Source organism: Mesorhizobium sp. WSM1497 (assembly GCF_001672455.2).
Classification (GTDB): Bacteria; Pseudomonadota; Alphaproteobacteria; order Rhizobiales; family Rhizobiaceae; genus Mesorhizobium; species Mesorhizobium ciceri.
Window position 1 is genome coordinate 6,412,196 of sequence record NZ_CP021070.1, and the last position, 17,412, is coordinate 6,429,607.

Annotated in this window: 15 protein-coding genes and 2 pseudogenes; 3 read left to right on the forward strand and 14 right to left on the reverse strand. The window is 58.2% G+C overall.

Features of this window, described 5'->3' with window-relative positions; all coding sequences use genetic code 11:
* Positions 1 to 5: 5 nt before the first annotated feature.
* Positions 6 to 1,211: an IS110 family transposase gene (locus A9K65_RS31270; protein ID WP_245321946.1), complete on the reverse strand. Its 1,206-nt coding sequence runs from the start codon at positions 1,209 to 1,211 to the stop codon at positions 6 to 8.
* A 265-nt stretch (positions 1,212 to 1,476) separates the two neighbouring features.
* On the opposite strand from A9K65_RS31270, the gene A9K65_RS31275 reads away from it, so the two are divergent.
* Genes A9K65_RS31275 through A9K65_RS31285 form a run of 3 tightly spaced genes read left to right on the forward strand, consistent with a single transcriptional unit; the run spans position 1,477 to position 4,648 of the window.
* The gene (locus A9K65_RS31275) at positions 1,477 to 2,715 is read left to right on the forward strand and encodes a site-specific integrase (RefSeq protein ID WP_084016273.1); all 1,239 of its coding nucleotides are present in this window, start codon (positions 1,477 to 1,479) and stop codon (positions 2,713 to 2,715) included.
* Complete coding sequence (locus A9K65_RS31280) at positions 2,712 to 3,644, forward strand: tyrosine-type recombinase/integrase (protein ID WP_064995509.1); 933 nt, start codon at positions 2,712 to 2,714, stop codon at positions 3,642 to 3,644. The genes A9K65_RS31275 and A9K65_RS31280 overlap by 4 nt, the downstream gene beginning before the upstream one ends.
* Entirely contained in the window at positions 3,641 to 4,648 is a 1,008-nt protein-coding gene (locus A9K65_RS31285) for a tyrosine-type recombinase/integrase (protein WP_064995508.1), read from the forward strand. Before A9K65_RS31280 ends, A9K65_RS31285 begins: the two co-directional genes overlap by 4 nt.
* A gap of 91 nt (positions 4,649 to 4,739) precedes the next feature.
* Here the strand turns inward: A9K65_RS31285 and tnpB are convergent.
* From tnpB to A9K65_RS31350, 13 genes and pseudogenes are all read right to left on the reverse strand, one after another.
* Positions 4,740 to 4,856 (reverse strand): annotated as a pseudogene (gene tnpB, locus A9K65_RS35455) (IS66 family insertion sequence element accessory protein TnpB); the annotation flags it as partial.
* Between the two features lie 621 nt (positions 4,857 to 5,477).
* The gene (locus A9K65_RS31295) at positions 5,478 to 6,320 is read right to left on the reverse strand and encodes an N-formylglutamate amidohydrolase (RefSeq protein WP_084015730.1); all 843 of its coding nucleotides are present in this window, start codon (positions 6,318 to 6,320) and stop codon (positions 5,478 to 5,480) included.
* Between the two features lie 343 nt (positions 6,321 to 6,663).
* Positions 6,664 to 7,614 (reverse strand): methyltransferase domain-containing protein, encoded by a 951-nt coding sequence (locus A9K65_RS31300; protein WP_064993510.1) that lies wholly within the window; start codon positions 7,612 to 7,614, stop codon positions 6,664 to 6,666.
* A 419-nt stretch (positions 7,615 to 8,033) separates the two neighbouring features.
* Positions 8,034 to 8,271, reverse strand: a pseudogene (locus A9K65_RS36570) (diaminobutyrate--2-oxoglutarate transaminase); the annotation flags it as partial.
* A 578-nt stretch (positions 8,272 to 8,849) separates the two neighbouring features.
* Positions 8,850 to 9,689: a hypothetical protein gene (locus A9K65_RS31310; protein WP_064993511.1), complete on the reverse strand. Its 840-nt coding sequence runs from the start codon at positions 9,687 to 9,689 to the stop codon at positions 8,850 to 8,852.
* Complete coding sequence (gene ectB, locus A9K65_RS31315) at positions 9,682 to 10,938, reverse strand: diaminobutyrate--2-oxoglutarate transaminase (RefSeq protein WP_064993567.1); 1,257 nt, start codon at positions 10,936 to 10,938, stop codon at positions 9,682 to 9,684. The genes A9K65_RS31310 and ectB overlap by 8 nt, the downstream gene beginning before the upstream one ends.
* Positions 10,939 to 11,276: 338 nt before the next feature.
* A complete protein-coding gene (locus tag A9K65_RS31320; protein WP_064993512.1) occupies positions 11,277 to 11,474 on the reverse strand; it encodes a hypothetical protein in 198 nt (65 codons plus the stop codon).
* A 119-nt stretch (positions 11,475 to 11,593) separates the two neighbouring features.
* Entirely contained in the window at positions 11,594 to 12,340 is a 747-nt protein-coding gene (locus A9K65_RS31325) for a LuxR family transcriptional regulator (protein ID WP_064993513.1), read from the reverse strand.
* 430 nt (positions 12,341 to 12,770) lie between these two features.
* Entirely contained in the window at positions 12,771 to 13,784 is a 1,014-nt protein-coding gene (locus tag A9K65_RS31330; RefSeq protein WP_064993514.1) for a 1-aminocyclopropane-1-carboxylate deaminase, read from the reverse strand.
* A 404-nt stretch (positions 13,785 to 14,188) separates the two neighbouring features.
* Entirely contained in the window at positions 14,189 to 14,302 is a 114-nt protein-coding gene (locus tag A9K65_RS36690) for an exopolysaccharide production repressor protein (protein ID WP_140688170.1), read from the reverse strand.
* A 111-nt stretch (positions 14,303 to 14,413) separates the two neighbouring features.
* Positions 14,414 to 14,725, reverse strand: coding sequence for a ferredoxin III, nif-specific (fdxB, locus tag A9K65_RS31340; RefSeq protein ID WP_064993515.1), 312 nt, complete (start codon positions 14,723 to 14,725; stop codon positions 14,414 to 14,416).
* Complete coding sequence (locus A9K65_RS31345) at positions 14,722 to 14,925, reverse strand: CCE_0567 family metalloprotein (protein WP_064993516.1); 204 nt, start codon at positions 14,923 to 14,925, stop codon at positions 14,722 to 14,724. Before A9K65_RS31345 ends, fdxB begins: the two co-directional genes overlap by 4 nt.
* 759 nt (positions 14,926 to 15,684) lie before the next feature.
* Positions 15,685 to 16,860 (reverse strand): redoxin family protein, encoded by a 1,176-nt coding sequence (locus tag A9K65_RS31350; RefSeq protein WP_064993568.1) that lies wholly within the window; start codon positions 16,858 to 16,860, stop codon positions 15,685 to 15,687.
* Between the last annotated feature and the right edge of the window lie 552 nt (positions 16,861 to 17,412).

Below are 17,412 nucleotides of genomic sequence, written 5' to 3' on the forward strand. Positions count from 1 at the left end.
AGCGATCAGGTGGAGCGTGCCTCCCTGGCGACGGCCCACATGAAGCCGACTAGTTCGCGGGCGATCGCCGTGCAGACCACCGTCGTTCGCTTGCCTCGCGCAACCAGCTTTCGATACCGGGTCGTCAGGCGGGCCTGAGCCTTCCATGCGATCTCACGGACTTTCGGCGGTGCCTGCTCCAACCGGTACAGCTTCGCCTTGCCGATCCGGGGTGGATGTCGATAGGTCCAGGCGCTCTCAACCAGCATGTGGCGAACGCGGCCATTGCCTGCCTTGGTGATGCCGCCACGCCTGATTGTCTCTCCAGTCGACCGCTCGCCGGGAACGAGGCCGAGATAGCCCATGAGCTGGCGAGGGCTCTCAAAACGGCTTACGTCGCCGACCTCGGTGGCGAACGTCACGGCGACGATCAGATCGACCCCACGCAATGTCTGGAGCGCTCGCACGATCGGCGCCAGCGACCAGTTCGGGATGAACTCTTCGATCACGCGATCAAGCCGTTCCACACGCTCTTTCGAGACGCGCACCGCTTCGACCATTTCCTGGAGCGCGATCTGATGTGCAGGATAATCGAACCGCTGCTCCTGCAACCAACGCCGGTAGCGCATGGTCCAGTTCTTCGTGCGCGGATAGGCACGACCATGCTTGAGCATGAAAGCGCTCACCTGCTGGCGATGGACCCGCAGCGTCTCGACCGCGGCTGCCCGGGCGCGAACGAGATCTCGCATGGCTTCGTGATCTTCATCGGGAACCCATACCGCCGTCAGTTCGCCGGCGCGCAGCAGCCTTGCCAATGAAAGAGCATCCCGGCGGTTCGTTTTCACCCGATCGCCAGGCTTCCTTGGAATCAGCGATGGCGCGACCACGGTGCATTCATGGCCAAGGGAACGGATCAGCCGGTAAAGGCCATAGCCGGTTGGGCCCGCCTCGTAGCATAGGTGGATGCGATCGAACTTGGCAGCGATCCGTTGGATAACGCGGCGCATACTCGTATCCGATGCGTCGACCTCGCCGAAGAACCGAACCTCTCCCTCCCGGCCGGCTTCCGCAATCGCGATGGCGTTCCTCAGCTTAGCGACATCGATTCCGACAAATGCTTCCCTATAATCTGCCACGGCTCGTCCTCCTGTGATGAGGATCGGCTCGGACCGCCCGAGCAACCCTCGGACGCGCAGTGTAGGGCGAGCCACCTCACCGGCAGAAGCGGACATACGGTCTTACGAGGCAGACGCCGGTGCCGTCCCGAAAAGATCAGCTGATCCGGTCGGTGCGCTTCGCCCGGAATACGTAGACGGCGCCGCTGAACGGTTAGGTGGCGCGCCACCTAACCCTAGTTATGCATCGGGTGAGATTTTGTGGCGGAGCCGTCCTGGCGCCAGCCGAGGTCTGCCAAATCTGGAATCCTCCGCCACATAATATTTCATGCCTCTCTGACGGACGCGGGATCCCCCTGCGCCGCAATGCTGGAGGGGCAATATGCTCGACTTCTATTTTTCGTATCGTGGGGTACTCAAGCGCCTGCGTAGCGGTGCGCTCGGCGGCGAGATGGATCGCCTCGCGGAGCATTTTTTCACGCTTGGTTATAAGCGAGCGTCCGCCAAGATTTACCTGAGCCGGATTGCGCGCTTTAGCCAGTTTGCCGCGACGCGCTGTGGTCCGATGCCGATCCATCAGGATGTCGTCGATAGCTATTTGTCCACGTTTACGACGGATTCTCCACGCATTGGAGCAGTGTCGGCGCTGGGACACGCACTGCGAGTGGCTCCGGAGCGATTCATTGCTTCCGTTCCCAGTGTAGATGCTGACCCGGATAATCCGCTTCTGGCCTCCTTTTCGGACTATCTGCGCAGGGTGCGGGGCCTGGAGCCGAAGACCCGCGAAGGCGTTCTTCTGGGCGGTCGCCGCTTTTTGGATTGGTTCCGCCATCACCATCCCGGCCAGGACCTCGAGGCGTTGGCGGCTGAGCACGTCCTCGCTGCTGTCGAGCATCGGCTGTCACTATCGGCGACCTCCAGCAGCCGCACGGCAGCGACTTCTCACATCCGAACATTTCTTCGGTTTTTGTATTGGGCTGGCCACCATCGCCAAGATCTCGCCCGCGTTGTCCCAAGGACGCCCTCTTGGCGTTTGGCACATTTGCCGCCGCGCCTTGCATGGGATGACGTTCGGCAGGCGATCGATGCGATCGGCGCAACGACGCCGGTCGACATCCGCGATCGAGCCGTCTTGCTGCTGCTCGCCACCACCGGCATTCGCAACGGCGAGTTACGCGCCATTCGGCTGAAGGATATCCACTGGCGTACTGGCGAGGTTTTTGTCCGGCGCACCAAGGGCAAGCGTGATCGGGTGGTACCACTCCTCGAGGAGACCGGCGCCGCACTCGCCGATTACATCCTGCGCGCTCGACCGAAGGTGGATAGTCCGTATCTGTTCCTGTCCTTCGCGCCGCCGCTGGGGCCGTTCAAGTGCGCGTCGCCTGTTTCGAGGATCGTGCGGAAGCGGTTGCGGCATGGCGGGGTCGAACTCGGGCGGGTCGCAGGTGCGCATCTCCTGCGCCACAGCCTTGCCACCCAGCTCGTCAGGCAGCGAAGGCCAATCAACGAGGTCGCCGATCTTCTTGGCCACCGGAGCATCAACACAACGGCGCTGTACGTGAAGGTTGCGGCCTCGCAACTCGCCGAGGTCGCACTCCCCTTTCCGGGAGGCGCGGCATGACCGCGTTTACCCGATTCCTCGGCGAGAAGGCCGAGCGTTACATCGAACTGCGCCACTCGCTCGGCTACTCTTTCAGCAAACAAGCTGGCACGTTGCGGGCTTTCGTCCGCTACGTTGAACGCGCTCAGTTCGATGCGCCCGCCACCCGGACGATGGCGCTGGACTTCGTCCTGTCGTTCGGCGGCGCCGCCAACAGCCGCACCACTCGTCACGGCGTGCTCCGCCGATTCTACGAGTATCTCGCCGTCTATGACGCCCAAACGGAGACCTTGGAGCGTAGAGTCTTTCCCAGATCCAGGGCGATTCCGCCGCCGCGGATCCTCAGCGAGTCAGAGTTGGCGTCGCTCATCGACGCATGTGCGCGCATTTCGCCAGGCATCCCTCTCAGGGGGCGGACGATGGCAACGCTGATCGGATTGTTAGCAAGCTCGGGACTGCGATCTGGCGAAGTGGTCAGGCTTGATCGTTCCGACGTCGATCTGACCAGCGGGGTTCTTCTGGTTCGGAAGACGAAGTTCCGCAAGGACCGTCTCGTTCCAGTTCACACGACGACCCAGGCTGCCCTTCGCCATTACGCCCGTGAGCGTGACGCCGCTTTTCCCACGCCCAAGGACCAGGGCTTCTTCCTCAGCTCTCGTGGCAACCGCCTCTCAGCGACCGGCCTGCAAAACGGTTTTGCCGAGGTCCGCAAGCTCGCCGGCCTTGATGGCGGTAAGCCCTTAAGGCCGCACGATCTCAGGCACCGGTTCGCCGTGACCCGCCTCAGCTTCTGGCACCAACAGCGCGCAGACGTTCAGGCGCTGCTCCCGTTGCTCGCCACATATCTCGGCCACGCCAGCTACAGCGATACCGCTTACTACCTCACTGGTTCGACGGATCTTCTCGCCATTGCGGCGGACCGCGCTTTCCTCGATGGAGGTGCAGCATGAGCGAACATCTTCTCCTGGCGCCGCTCCTGGAATCCTACTTTCGCCGGCGCTTGACCAAGCAGCGCAACGCCACTCCCGCGACTGTCGCGAGCTATCGCGACGCCTTGCGCATGCTGATCCTCTTTGCCGCCGCCAGGTTGCGGAAGAGGCCGGCGGCGTTGGTGCTCGAAGATCTCGATCGAGACCTCGTTCTCGCCTTTCTCGACGAACTCGAGGAGAAGCGGAACAACACCGTCGCCACGCGCAATGCCCGACTAGCTGCGATACGATCTTTCTTCCACCATGTGGCAGCGGCCGACCCGGCGTCCTTTGGTGTCGCGCAACGCGTGCTGACGATTCCCACAAAACGGGCGCACATTGAGGTGACGCGCCACCTCACCAACGCAGAAGTGGACGCAATCATTGCGGCGCCCGATCAGAGGACGCCCCGTGGTCGGCGCGACCGCGCGTTTCTGCTGTTCCTGGCGCGGACCGGCGCGCGGGTCTCCGAAGCCATTGGTGTCAATGCTGACGACCTTCAGTTGGAACGCCCGCGTTCGCAGGTGCTGTTGCACGGTAAGGGGCGCAGAGATCGCGTCATCCCCGTTTCTCAGGATTTGGCGAGAGCGCTGGCGGCCTTGTTGCGCGAACGCGGAATCGCCAACCTCGAACCACGACCGATCTTTGTCGGCGCCCACAATGAGCGCCTGACGCGCTTCGGGGCGACCCACATCGTACGACGAGCGGCGGCCAAGGCAGTGGCCATTAGGCCGGACTTGGCCGAAAAGCCCATATCGCCACACATCTTCCGGCACTCCCTCGCCATGAAGCTTCTCCAGTCCGGCGTGGATCTTTTGACGATTCAAGCCTGGCTCGGGCACGCACAGGTCGCCACCACCCACCGCTATGCCGCCGCGGATGTCGAGATGATGCGCAACGGAATCGAAAAGGCGGGCATCGAGGGCAATTACGGGGCGCGCTTCCGGCCCACCGATGCCGTTCTGCAACTGCTGAACAGCATCTAAGCTAAAATATTATGTGGCGGAGGATTCCAGATTTGGCAGACCTCGGCTGGCGCCAGGACGGCTCCGCCACAAAATCTCACCCGATGCATAAGAACGGATCGGCGCCCATCGTCTCGCGCACCAGCGCGGCCAAACCCTCGGCGCCCTTGCGGAAGTCCACTGGCTTCGTCGCGACCATCACCTTGACCGCCCCCGTCGGCCCGATCACGAGGTCCGCCTTCAGCGCGCGGATTACTGCGGCCACCGTCTTGATATCGGCGCCCCGGCCGACGCGCATGACGATGCCGTCGATCTCAAGCTCGATCATACCGGCATCTCGGGTGGCTTGCCGTTTCCGCTGCTTCGGTGAACGGCTGACTACAGGTTCCGCCGCCGCCAACACCGTCGGCACAAAGGCAGGAGAATCTTGCTGCACCGAAGTGGCCTTTTTGCGCGCTTCGCGGCGCCAGGCGAAGACCTGCTGCGGCCTAAGGCGATACCGACGGGCGGCCTAGGAAATGATTGCGTTCGGCTCCAGCGTCTCCGCGATGATCCGCGCCTTGTCATCCACCGACCAGTGACGCCGACCGCCGGCACCGTTGATCACCACCCCTTACTGTGTTCAAGCTCGATGCGCCTTATCGTCAGCGAAGCGGGAGTCGGCCCGAATTCCGCACAGTGGTTAAGGTAACGGGCCCGCTCAGGTTGCAAATCTGCCGAATAGGCCGCTACGCGTTCCACCGGAAACGAGCGTCCGCGCATTTTATTACAACCGACAAGCCCTGATTGCCAATCATCACCACGCGGGGATTTTCATTCCGAGAGTGCTGGCTCGGGCCGTGCGTTCCTTTCAGACAAATTCAGGAGCGATGCGTCTAAGCGCAGCTCTCAGTGCTTCCGCTAACCGATCACCCCATTTGATCTGATCGGCCGGTTCCGTGATCATATCCTGCCTAATTTCCAACTCGATTCCGAGCAGACCTCGATGTTCCGCGTAGACGGGGACTGCATAATCCGACTCATTTTCCAGCGCGTAAGGCTGATTGAAGCCAATGTCGAGATCGCCCGCCATCTTGAATTCTTCGGCCAGCGCGTCTGCCAGGCGGCGATCTTCGTTGAAAAGAAGGCCTAGGTGCCAAGGGCGCGGCGTCGGGTAGTCGGTGTGCCAAGGGGTGAAACTGTGGACGGTCAAGATCACCGTTGGACGTTTCGCGGCAAGACGGGTCCGAACCACATGCTCGATCCTCGCTTGGTAGGGATGAAAGATCTCAGACAGGCGCATGGCAGCAGCCGGTACAGTTAGATCCAGATTCCCCGCGATAGTCGTTCCGTCGGTCATCGTGACAAATGCTGTCGGGTTGTGGGGTGGACGATTGCAGTCAACGATAAGCCGGGAGTAGCGCTGGTAGATCAACTCGGCGTCGAGTCGTTCGGACACCCGTCTACTGACGCCGAGAGCACCGATGTCGTAAGCAATATGACGTATGAGATCGGCTGGAGAGACGCCAAGAGACCCGAGCGACTTAGGGATCAGCCGACCAGCATGATCGCAGAGCAGAAGAAACGGCGATGATCCTGTCGGGCAAACATGCCCAACCGGGTTAGGCTCATCCGGCCCAAGAAGCCCATCCTTCCAACGGTATCCGGGTACATCCTCTAGTTCGATAGGTGCTTGGAGTAGGTGCCGTGGCATTGGCTTCTCAGTTGCGAGGGCAGATCGGTTGCGAGGGCACCAATCGACTCTAAGATCGGCAGGCGATCAAGATGCGCGGCTATGATCAAGGCGATTGACGAGCCCTCTCTTAGATACCATGGCACGACATGCAAGTTCCGGCGCCTCGCCAGAAACCTCGTCTATCGATCGGACTGAGTGAAAGCCAATCGCCTGTTCAGATATCTCGCTGTGTCCGATGTTGATACGTTTCATACTGTTGGGCTAGACAACTCTAATTGAGCGGTAGCAATTCGAGAATTCAAAGCAGATGACACACGGCAGGGTGAAGCAGAAATCGACCTTGGTCGACCCAGTGATAATTTCACACCCGTCGCCCACTGCCGACCAAAGCGTTGCGCGCTATGCGCGCTTCGAAGCCACCGCGAGAGGTTCCCGTCACGGCGAGCCCGAAATACTCATCAAGAAGCGCGAGCACACGCTGCGTATCGTTGCGGAGCTTCTCTAGCCCGTACATCTTCACGACGTATTTGGCCAGCGATTGGAGAACGCTCTCCTCGTCTTCTGCCTGGAAGACGAATGGGTCTGTAATTCGCTGCACAGTCACCTCATCGAACTGCGCAGCAGCGAACAGATCAAGAACCTCGCCCGCGGTGAAATGAGGATAGTCGTGTGGCGTCACCGAATGAGTTGACACTACGTCAGCGAACCAGCGGGCGGTGGCTGAACCCTCTTCGAAGTCATGAAGAACGAAGACGCCACCGGGCCGAAGAATTCGCGCAGCCGCTTGGACAGCGGTGGTGCGTTGAGCGTGCGGGATGTGGTGCGTGCCGTAAGCCATCAGCACACCGTCCACCGACCCGTCTTTAATCCAGAACGGATCGGTCGCGCTTTGCCAGATTGCGAAAAGGCCGTCGCGGATGCAACGGTCCACCATGAACTGAGAGATGTCAGAGTTGATGAACGTCGGGCAGCGCGCCGCACCCAAGATCTGATGGGCTACCTTGTTCACGTAGCCGTCACCGGCGAGAAGATCGCAGATGATCATTGATGAACAAAGTCCGTCGCAACCATTGGGGTGCATCTTGCCCAGAAGATCCATCACACCCTCCGATCGTGCCAGCAGCGACAGTTGGATGCTATCGAGGTAATCCGCCCCACGCCCTTCCGAGGTGAACTCATTGCGCGAGAGATTCGCCAGATTTGTAAGGCAGGCGGATGACTCTCTAGCTATTCCGGGCTCGATCGCCTTGAAGGCCAGCGGGTCGATCTTTTGCAACTGGACGAGGTCCGAATTCAAATTATTGCGAAACATTGTAGTTCTCCCTGGTGATTGTTTGCCAGCGAACAGATCGACAGTTCCCTGCCGGATCTCAGCGATGAAGGGTGGAATGATTTACTTTGCAGACCGCCTCCGTGATATAGCAGCACTGCTCCACGAGCGGAGGCGAACGAGCGTGGCCGAACCCTTTCCGGCCAAAGTCCCCGCATCGAACCAGAAAAAGTTGTCTAAATCAAATGACATAGAATTTTCCTGAACTCGAACTCTCGACAGTCTCTTACACAATTATACGTCACATATTCTGAGTAAACATTATAGCTTACAGCAATCATGCATACCTTTTGCAACGCGATTTTGATGAATGTGAAATAGGGATATGCGCCTGTTCGGTAGTTACCCACCCCTTCTTGCTGCACGGTAGCGCGTCCTCGTTGTCTTTGCCCGGATACGTTTGCCGCAGTATACATATCAAGCGAGAGAGGAATGTTTTCACCGACGAGATATTCAATTGCTGGCGCAAGGATAGTTGGGTCCCTAGTTGAGTGCGCCGGACCCTACAAGGAAATCGAGAAATGGCTTACCGGCCTCGTCCCAGATTGTCGCTCCGAGGGCCTTCGTAAAGACGGTTGGAAACGACCGGCAATAGCGACGAACGTTAGACTCATGAGCTTCGAAAATGTCGATATCAATTAAAGGGCCTCTCTGGTGCGTCTTGCGATCAAAGCTGCAGGTTCTATGTTCACGCATTCCAAACCATTGAGTTGACGATTAGCTACGGCCAATCTCGGACTTAAAGCGAACTTACCATGGTCAGCGACTTGCATTCGCAAAGAGTCTGTAAACTTGTTTGACGAATCTGTTGCAACGCTTGGGATAGCGATACCTTGACAGTCAGTACCCGCCTTTGCGGCAGCGCTATCGGCGGCGTTGTTGGCATGGGCGACTGACATAACCGCACCGGTTTTCCAGCATGACTGCAACCCCGATGTTTGGGTATTTCTCTAGCAAGCTGTTGAAAAGGCACTCGCCACCGGATCGCAGCGGTAATTCACTGGTTCCGAAGGGATTCGGAAGTGACGTGCGCGGCGGCGACGATCGAGCTGGCGAACTGTTTAGCTATGTTGACCTTGAGGCGCGGGTGCGGCGCAATCATCCGTTGCGGGCGATCCGGTGGCGGGCGGGCGTAAGTCGAAGGTCAGCAGCAGTCGACTGCGCATCGACGCTGATAGATGCGCAATCCATCCGCATTAAAGGTCGGTCCTCCAAAGTCAGGTCCACCAGAGAACAAGATCCGGCCGCGCAAACCCGAAAAAGCTGTTCAGCAACAAGCGACGCTTTCCGTTGCCTGGTTGACCGGTAACCCCGTGAACGAAGCCGCCATCGATCAAAGCGATATCCCCGGCCTTGAGCTGGATCTCGCGGCAAGGAACGGCCTCGAGATAGGCTGCCGAGTAGGGATAGCCGGTGGTTTCCACGCCCTGCGACTTTCGGTCGGCAACTGTCGGCTTATGGCTCCAGAGCCTCAGATTGCCGCCTTCCTCGGGCATGCTCGGATAGAAGTTAAATGCTGCGACAGTGTTGTGCGCCACGGAAGAAAGCTCATAACCATTGCCAGCACATAAGACTTGAGCGACGTCGTCGTGGGGGTCCAATGAAAATGCGCCGCTGCCAGACCAGTTGATGGCACGACAAACATTGGCCTGACCGTGTTCTGAACGGGCCAGTCGCAGTTCGATGCCCTGGTTGTGAAGCTCGCGCTTCAATGCGCTGAATATTGCTCGGACCGGGTCAACCAAATTCTTAAACAGGGCCTCGACGTGCGGCCGCGCATTTTCGGCCTCTGCGAAATAGGTGGCTGCATCCTTCCTGTAGTGGGATGCGCCAACATACTGTCCTGGCACTCCATCCTTTCGCTGCTTGAGACCGGTACTGGCACTGAAGTTCGCGCTGATCTCCTCGGCTACTTCAGTGCTGAAAGCCTGCTTGATGTGCAGAGCGGTCGTCTCGCCTTTCAGGACCGAGATGATGTCAGCAGTGCTGATCGAGCCGGTCCGGTGTCTGATCGAAACAGGAGAGATGGCGGGCGGTTGAGGAATCTGATTACGCATTGTCTTGCTCCTGTAGTGCGTGGTCAAGAATGGCGACGCCGTTATCAAGTTCGACATCGGTGATGGTTATCGGCGGGAGGACTTTGATCACGTCGCGATTTGGCCCTGAGGATTCGATAAGCAGGCCATTCTCGAACGCGACATCGTGCACGCTGCCGACCAGGGCCGGTGAACGGAACTTGAGGCCAGCCATCAGACCGCGGCCCCGTTTTTGTTCAATGTATCTGGGAAATTTCGCGACGAGGCGGTCAAGGTGCCCCTGCAGTTTGGCCGCTGTCTGTTCCACGCCTGCAGTAAACCGGCTGTCCGACCACATTTTGGACATGGCCCCTGCCGTCACGAAGGCGAAATTATTGCCTCTGAAGGTCCCGCTATGTTCTCCGGGTTTCCATATGTCCATGTCGGGGCGAATAAGGACAATGGAGAACGGACTCCCTGAACCGCTCAGTGACTTGGAAAGGCACACGATGTCGGGTTCGATTTTGGCGAACTCGAAGGAGAAGAAATCGCCTGTTCGGCCCGCACCCGCCTGGATATCGTCGACGATAAAAACAATGCCATGCTTGCGGCAAATGCGCTGAATTTCTATGAGCCAAGCCGCGGATGCGGCGTTCATGCCCCCTTCTGCCTGGATGGTCTCCAGAATGATTGCGGCTGGCTTTTCTATGCCGCTCCCTGGGTCGCTCAAAACGCAATCAATGTAATTGGCGGAATCGAACGCTTGGCTCGGATAGCCGTCAAATGGGATACGGATCACATCGTGGCGCGCAACGCCTCCCAGCTCTCTGGTGGACGCCGACCCCGAGATCGCTAGCGAGCCGAGCGACATACCGTGGAACGCATTTGTGAATGCCATGACGCTCGAGCGGCCGGTATACTTTCGCGCAAGGGCCAGCGCCGCTTCGTTGGCGTTTGTGCCCGTCGGCCCAGGAAACTGTATCTTGTAGGAAAGCCCCCTGGGTTTCAGGATCGAATCCACAAAGGCTTCAATGAAGTCACGCTTAGCCACCGTATGCATATCAAGCGACAGCACAATGTTCTCACCGATAAGATATTCGATTGCTGGTGCCATAATATTCGGGTTGTTGTGTCCGTAGTTGAGCGCGCCGGAACCCACAAGGAAATCGATGTGAGGCTTGCCGGTCTCGTCCCAGATCGTCGCCCCCAGTGCCTTCGTAAAGACTGTGGGAAAGGCCCGGCAATATCGGCGAACATTGGATTCATGAGCCGTGAACGCGTTGATGTTCATCTTTAGGTCCTCTGCACGGAGATCATTCACGGGGAGAGTGATAAAACTTTCTGCTCGTGGTGAATGTTCTTCATGTCACATTGACACCAGAATCGTCGGATTGACTTTTTTGGGCCGGTACTTCGCGGGAATTCTAATTGGTGTGGCTATCTCTCTTAAAAATACCCCATTATTGCGTTGCTCCAGAGCTGATACCTAGGGTGAATGCGGTGGACAACATATAGATTTTCCGGACAAGCACCGATACTACGGCATCGGGTAGTTGACGGATCAGCCCCATCGCCCCTGCGAGAATTCGGCCGACCAAATCATAGGAGTCGTCCGACCGCTGGAGCACGTCACCACAGGCTGTGGAGCGCGGCGATCGCGAAGCCGCTCGCGAGCGCCCTCAACAGTGCCGCAGCGAGCGGCATTGCGGCGGTCATCCGGTCATCGATGTTCCCCGGCAAAGCTCGGTTGCGGGTCTTAAAGGAATCATCGACGACCGATGGCATGAGGAACCTGCGTGCGCTCTTGGCCGGTCTCTTGCGCGACATGATAGGCCTTCTCGGCGAGCGAGTGATGGATTTGGAGGTTGCGGCAGCCATCGGCGCCGCGTATGACGAGGCTCGAGCTCCACGACAGGCCGCGCACCGAGCTCGCCGAATCTTCCTTTCTATGGTTCGATAATCCCAAGTTCCACAGCTTTCGCAGCAAGTGCCGTTCTGCGGGTCGTGTCCAACTTCCGCATCACGTTTTTCACATGGAAATCAACCGTGTTTTGGGACCGTCCTAATATCGTCCCTATTTCCCCTGACGTTTTTCCTTTCGATATCCAATGAATGCACTCTCTTTCCCTATCAGAGATCTTATAGGCGTGCTCCGATGACCTCTGCGTTCCGAGCTTCGCAACCCTCAGATGAAACTGTACTGCGGCAATTTGCAGATAGGTGATCGCTCTATTTTCCAATTCGCCGTCCGAGGATTTAGCAAAACACATAAGCTTAAAGCTGCCAGCGGGACCATGTAATGGAACGGTAACGCCTGACTTCAAGCCGAACGTCCCCGCCTCGTCCAGGACGCGGCGTTCATTTTCAGTCGTGCTTTCGTGGGTATAAACCTCACTCCACCGGAAGGGCCCTACCCCCTTTCGACCTTTCTTGATGAGCGGGTCTATTTTGGCATAACCCATCTTTAAGTAGCGCTCCTGCCATTCATCAGGGTAATTCCACATCATCGCAGAGTCCGGTCGGGTCGGCTTCAAAACCTTTTGTTCTGGTGCAAGGGGGCCATAGGCTATCCACGGGCAATCGAAATTCAGCGCAAACGCGGACAACAATTCGAACAACTGTTCGGATTCAGCGACATCATTAGTCGTGTCGAGGAATAGGCTTAACTCGGCCGCAATCCGCGAGAATTCCATGATCTCTCCTTCAGTTGCGTTCTCATTGGTGCGAGCTGCTCCAGCCCAGCATCCCAATTGCGTGGTGGAATCTGAGTCCTGGCTCCTCCCCTGTCGACAGAGCTTCAAGAGTCGTGCCAACTTGGGCGCAAAGCTTTTCTTCAGATTGCAATGGGCTGGGTAAGGTACCCAGGAGATGAACCGAACGCACTTTGTCGCGGAGTGAACAGTCGTTGGGTCGCAGAATGGCAGCGGAGCACGAACTCAACGGCCTCGTGTCTCTCGACGGCCAACCGCCCAGGGAGGAATTTGGTCGCGAGCCTCTGCGCGTAACGCTCTGAATTATTTACCAGATCATCGACCGTCCGCGGAATTGGCTCCGGCCTTTCCGGTTCGGCACTGTCGTGGACACGTCCGGCACGGCAGGGCGGCATACGCGAGCTGTCGCCCGTCAGCCGTTACGGAAGGTGTAGCCGTAACCATTGATTGCGGGCGCGCCACCCAGATGGGCGTAAAGGACCCTCGACCCCTCTGGAAAGAAACCTTTCTGGACGAGGTCGATCATCCCTTGCATCGATTTGCCCTCATAGACCGGATCGGTGATCATACCCTCGAGCCGCGCGCACAGACGGATCGCCTCCTTCGTTTCCTCGGACGGAACGCCATAGCGCGGGTACGCGTAGTCCTGGAGCAACACCACGTCAGCCTCGACAAGTTCCGTTTCGAGCTCGACGAGCATCGCTGTACGTTTGGCAATGCTAAGCACCTGCGCCTTGCTCTTTGCTGGAGTGGCGGATGCATCGATACCGATCACGTTGCGCTGTCGACCGTCCTTCGCGAACCCGACGATCATGCCGGCATGCGTTGAACCTGTGACAGTGCTGACCACAATGTAGTCGAAGGCAAAACCAAGCTGTTTCTCCTGGTCGCGCACCTCGTAAGCGAACCCCACATAGCCAAGGCCACCGTATTTGTGGACAGAGGCCCCGGCCGGTATCGCATAAGGTCTGCCGCCCCTTGCCTTGACATCATGGAGCGCTTCTTCCCAACTGTAGCGGATACCTATGTCAAAGCCCTCGTCGACCAGGCGCACCTCTGCGCCCAAGATGCGGCTCAAAAGAATGTTGCCGACCCGGTCGTAGACGACATCGTCATGTGGAACCCAGCTCTCCTGAACCAGAAGACATTTCATGCCGATCTTGGCCGCGACCGCTGCGACCATCCGGGTGTGGTTGGACTGCACGCCCCCGACGGTGACCAGCGTATCAGCATCTGACGCGATCGCATCGGGAACGATGTATTCGAGCTTGCGCAGCTTGCTTCCACCGAACGCGAGACCTGAGTTGCAGTCCTCGCGTTTGGCGTAGATCTCTACCTTGCCGCCCAGATGTTTGCCGAGGCGGTCGAGCTTCTCGATCGGCGTTGGGCCAAAGGTGAGCGGATAGCGTGGGAACTTTTTCAGCATGTTTTCTCCAGCAGAGGTATTCAAGCTGAACTATCTCCAGCCTAGGTCATGGGCGTTCGTGCTGAGCCAGCTATGTTCTGGAACGTTGTAGAAGTGACTCACATCATCGCCGGCGTCTCCGTTCGATCGACCGGTGCCGGCGTGCTGCGAGCCTCCTATGTGCGTGGCGAACGCAAACAGCTTCACCGAGCATGTTGCCACCCCTGGCCAGTTCCGGCCCACCTGTATTCTTGTCCTATCAATTCGATGTCTCTTGTTGGGCGTGAACGTGAGTTCCGCTCTGTCACTACGCCTCAACACAGCGTCAACACACAGCGCAGTCAGAACGAGCTGAGATACATCTGAACATTCATTCCTCAACTCGTCATCTTGTGGCGGCTGGTTCGAACTGCGTTGGCCTACCCTTACCTCTGCTCGACAAGCACACTGGACCGCCAGAGCAGAAAGAGCACGCTGCCGAAATAATCCCTCTGGAGCAGTAGCGAACAGGCCAGCGTAGCGACGACGGCTAGACGGATCGCGTGCTAAGCGAAGAGAACGGACACAGCGTTGCCGCTCCAACCACCGCCGCGAGTCGACTAAAGATGATGAGGTCCAAAGTCGTTCTCCTATCCCGTCATTGATGCTGCTCATGCTGCAATCTGGTCGGCCGCGACATGCGTCTGGCAGTTCTTTGGGCAGACACGGCCACAGGCTCCGCAGCCAATGCAGCGGCCGGCATGGTCCACTACCATGACCATACGATTGAGCTCACCGTCGAAGTCGTCGTCTTCCCCGTCGCAGATGCCGAGGATTTCACCCGCGTCATCCACGCCGTGAAGATGCATGACCTCGCGCGAGCAGACCTTGAAACAGCGACCGCAGCCGATACAGATTTTCTCGTCTATAGCGGCCAGATATTCCGGCACCCATTTGGAGCCGTCGCGGGTGATGCTCGTCATCGTAAGGTCCTCATTTTGGCGAGCTCTCTCCGGGCACTATTCAACTCGGCATAAACAGCGTGCGCTGTCTCGGCGACTTCCGCTATCTCAGTCCATTTGTTCGGGAGGCCCTCGGCAAGGTCGCGCAAGTTCGTCTTGGCAATCGCCGCGCGCAGTTGCAGCTTTCGGACTTTCTTCAACATCTCATCCAGATTTGACATGAGCCTTCCTCGAAAATTCGGTTTCATCCTCGCAACGTCGGACAGGCAATGACCGCAGTCGCATCGTCGCCCAGTTTCGTACCGGTGCGGGCAAGTTTCCGGAAAGTCTCGAAGACGACGCGGTGGACGTCTCAAACGATTAACTGCCCGCCCGTGAAAACCCCGAAACCCCGATCGATTTCATCATTGTTGGCGATGTGGTCACGCAAGAGCGCTCCTCGATCACAATCCCCGCTGCTGTGTGAAATATGTCGAGCCTACACAGCAGAATCGCCAATGATCGGGATCTGAAGGACGCAGTTTTTCGTGATGATGAAGCCGACCAGCAGCTCGGTCATTTGCCCTGGCATCGCCTGTCCTGAGCTCGGATCAGCGCCAGGAGCCGTTCGATGGTCGACGGGCAGGATCAAGCGCGGTGTGAGACATATCGTTTCCTCAATTCAGTGTCGTCTCAGAGGGCGAGCTCTGCGTTCGGCTGCGCCAACTTCGGGCCCGCTTACGCGGCCGCCCCCCGGCTTGGCCGGGCCGGGTTCCAGGTAATGCTGTGCTTGGGCCGACCTTGAACATGTCCTGGACTGTGACGTCCTCCGCGATAGCTTAAATTCTCGTCGAACATCGCGTCCGCGGCGAACCGTCTCTGGAGGTCGTTGACGCCCCAGCCTTGACCTACAGCAACGATCCCCTCGGTGCTGCATGGGCATACTTGCTGCGAGCGGGCTGCATGCATTGGGCGAATTGACCAGGGTTCGATTCCACTTGTCATGCCTTTTGCAATCTCTGCTCATGAGGCCACTCCGCTTTAGTGTTCAGGAGCCTTGATTGCGGTGCCACACAGAAGTCCCCGCAACAGACGTTCTCACCCGTGTAGTCGGCCAGGGCTTGAAGCAAGGGGCTATGGTGTGTCTGTTTGATGTGATCAGGCATTGGCTCCGGAATATCCAGCGATTTCAGTGCCGCTTCGATCAACTCGATCGCGCGAGCGTTGTTGCCGCTCTCGTGGTAATACTGAGCTACCGGGAGGTAGCAACGGAATTTAAGGCGCCCGTCGCCATCCGGGGGATTCAGTGTCAGGATTTGTTCCGAGAGCGTGTTGCCTATCGCAAAGCGCTCAGCACGGGGAAGATGGGAGTTGTCTATCGCGGGATCGAAGAGCTGATTCAGGGCCATGACCATCCAAGACACGGCCTCGTTTTTTTTGTTGATCGCGTCCTCGACTAACTGGCGCATGACTGGCAAGCCGCTCTGCATGTCCCGCAGCTTGTGAAGCAGAAGATTCGCTTGAGTTTGCCGAAACCCGATATAGTCCGGCATCAATGCCAGGCCTTCTTCAACTGCCGAGAGTGCGGCCGGCCAATCCTCGGCCTGTGTGGCGGGCTTAAGTTTGGCGTATATCGGTTTGGTCCGGGCCCGTTCGCGCGCTGTGCGTTGGCTAGTAGCGAACCGCCTTATGTCGGCGGCCCTCGCTTCATTGCTGCTGCGCCAGCTGCCGTTCAGAACTTTGGGTAAAACCTCATCGAGTTCCGCCGGGTGTCCGATGAAAGCGATGCGGCCGTTGCCATCAACCAGGAACGACTCAGGGATTCCGGGAGAAGAACTCGCCTGCATCCATAGTCTGTTCATTTCACCGGTAAAATCGAACGCAATCCGGTAATTCAGATTCAGGAACCTCTCGGTCAGCCACGCATCCAACTTGGTCCGCGCCTCGTCTGCGGTTGGAGCCTGTTCGCTAGTTGCGATTCCGACGACCTCGAATCCACTGTCTTGATATTCCTCTTGCAGCTGCATCAGATTGGGTATAGCCGCCACACAAGGTCCGCACCAAGTCGCCCAAAATTCGACCAGACAGACCTTGCCGGGCTGAAAGTTCGTGATGGGTTCGCCACGCAGCCAAGTGTCCACTTTGATTGGCGGAGCGGGGGACTCAATACGCAACACCGTTTCGTTCTCCAAATTCCCACACCTTTCCTGGCGCTTATGGGTTAGCTGGTCGTTCTCTCTCTCAAGAGCGGAACACACGAGTTGGCAGGCAACCAATCCGGCTTGCGTGTTCTCATGCGGTCAGCCCTCACGAGTATTGCCGCAAAGGCCGTGCCAGCACGCTTAGTGCCCGTTAACTCCATGGTTACCCCTTTGAAACCTCATAGGCCCAGTTGGCCAGCTGTCTTCGACCCGACAAGTTTCTGCCGGCTGTAAGTTTTTGGACACCGCAACCACTCCTGCGTAAGAAACCGAACAGCTTGGCTCTCTTCTGCGGTCAAATGGCTCGGCTCCTCCAGCAGCAGCATTTCGGCGCCGTTCGAAAGGGCGGGGCTAGCTCCGCGACTGGCTCCCGCGTGCAACGACTGAGTGCCGCCCGGTTACGGTTGAGCTTTTCTGCTAAAGCCGTTGTCGATGAGGCCCAGCGTCGAGTGCGAGCTGCCGACGGACAGCGCGAATGCTGCTTCGCGGGGACACGGATGCCGCATCCACCCCGCTCTTCGCTGCAGC

What these genes read in the sequence shown, in the direction of transcription:
- A9K65_RS31295 (WP_084015730.1), bottom strand. Translation starts at nt 6,320, where the DNA reads ATGCCACGGCACCTACTCCAAGCACCTATCGAACTAGAGGATGTACCC.
- A9K65_RS31310 (WP_064993511.1), bottom strand. Translation starts at nt 9,689, where the DNA reads ATGCGTAATCAGATTCCTCAACCGCCCGCCATCTCTCCTGTTTCGATC.
- A9K65_RS31330 (WP_064993514.1), bottom strand. Translation starts at nt 13,784, where the DNA reads ATGCTGAAAAAGTTCCCACGCTATCCGCTCACCTTTGGCCCAACGCCG.
- A9K65_RS31285 (WP_064995508.1), top strand. Translation starts at nt 3,641, where the DNA reads ATGAGCGAACATCTTCTCCTGGCGCCGCTCCTGGAATCCTACTTTCGC.
- A9K65_RS31320 (WP_064993512.1), bottom strand. Translation starts at nt 11,474, where the DNA reads ATGTCGCGCAAGAGACCGGCCAAGAGCGCACGCAGGTTCCTCATGCCA.
- A9K65_RS31300 (WP_064993510.1), bottom strand. Translation starts at nt 7,614, where the DNA reads ATGTTTCGCAATAATTTGAATTCGGACCTCGTCCAGTTGCAAAAGATC.
- A9K65_RS31275 (WP_084016273.1), top strand. Translation starts at nt 1,477, where the DNA reads ATGCTCGACTTCTATTTTTCGTATCGTGGGGTACTCAAGCGCCTGCGT.
- ectB (WP_064993567.1), bottom strand. Translation starts at nt 10,938, where the DNA reads ATGAACATCAACGCGTTCACGGCTCATGAATCCAATGTTCGCCGATAT.
- A9K65_RS31270 (WP_245321946.1), bottom strand. Translation starts at nt 1,211, where the DNA reads ATGTCCGCTTCTGCCGGTGAGGTGGCTCGCCCTACACTGCGCGTCCGA.
- A9K65_RS31325 (WP_064993513.1), bottom strand. Translation starts at nt 12,340, where the DNA reads ATGGAATTCTCGCGGATTGCGGCCGAGTTAAGCCTATTCCTCGACACG.
- A9K65_RS31280 (WP_064995509.1), top strand. Translation starts at nt 2,712, where the DNA reads ATGACCGCGTTTACCCGATTCCTCGGCGAGAAGGCCGAGCGTTACATC.
- fdxB (WP_064993515.1), bottom strand. Translation starts at nt 14,725, where the DNA reads ATGACGAGCATCACCCGCGACGGCTCCAAATGGGTGCCGGAATATCTG.
- A9K65_RS31345 (WP_064993516.1), bottom strand. Translation starts at nt 14,925, where the DNA reads ATGTCAAATCTGGATGAGATGTTGAAGAAAGTCCGAAAGCTGCAACTG.